The following is a 568-nucleotide window of genomic DNA, read 5'->3' as shown; positions in this document are numbered from 1 at the left end:
ATTCGCAAATATCAATTTCTGATTATCCGTCATAGAAGTACGGACAGCTATGCGCCTTGATTTACCGTTGATCAGAACTGGAAATTCAATGCAGTTATCTTTAATCTTAAAGTTCTGATTATTGATATAACAACATGGTCTTTTGAGAACAGGAACTGCAGGCTTTTTTATCGTGATGCTAGATTTCTGATTAGCAGGTTTCTTATTCTTAGCAGAAAATTTACGACAGTCCTTATTGTACCTGTTGACAATAGATCTGGCATCACGAATACATTGATTTGTCAGGGCAGACGGAAGACTGGCCTTGACATCAGCAGTTGTGTATTTACTGATAGATGTACCATTTGAAGCAACAGAAACAAGACTATTAACTGTATTGATATACTCGTTCATAGTCATAACAACAAGAGATTTCTGTTCTTTTGTCATATAAAGTTTTATTGTTTCTGACAGCTGCATATTTATACCTACACGCTTTTCTGATTCTCAATGTATTGTTTAATGACTGCAAGTGGAGCACCACCAACAGTGCTTACAAAATAACTGTTAGTCCACAAACTCGGAAGTC

General features: G+C 36.1%; 2 protein-coding genes. Both read right to left on the bottom strand.

What is annotated here, in order from left to right; genetic code table 11:
- On the bottom strand, positions 1–429 hold a 429-nt coding region (locus ACTND6_RS11110; RefSeq protein WP_441024323.1), incomplete at its 3' end, for a hypothetical protein.
- 38 nt (positions 430–467) lie between these two features.
- A partial coding sequence (locus ACTND6_RS11105) for a transposase (RefSeq protein WP_441024325.1) occupies positions 468–568 on the bottom strand: 101 nt, incomplete at its 5' end.

Source organism: Bulleidia sp. HCP3S3_C9, from assembly GCF_052064035.1.
Classification (GTDB): domain Bacteria; phylum Bacillota_I; class Bacilli_A; order Erysipelotrichales; family Erysipelotrichaceae; genus Bulleidia.
Note: the sequence above shows the minus strand (reverse complement) of the source record. Positions and strands in the feature narration are given on the sequence as shown.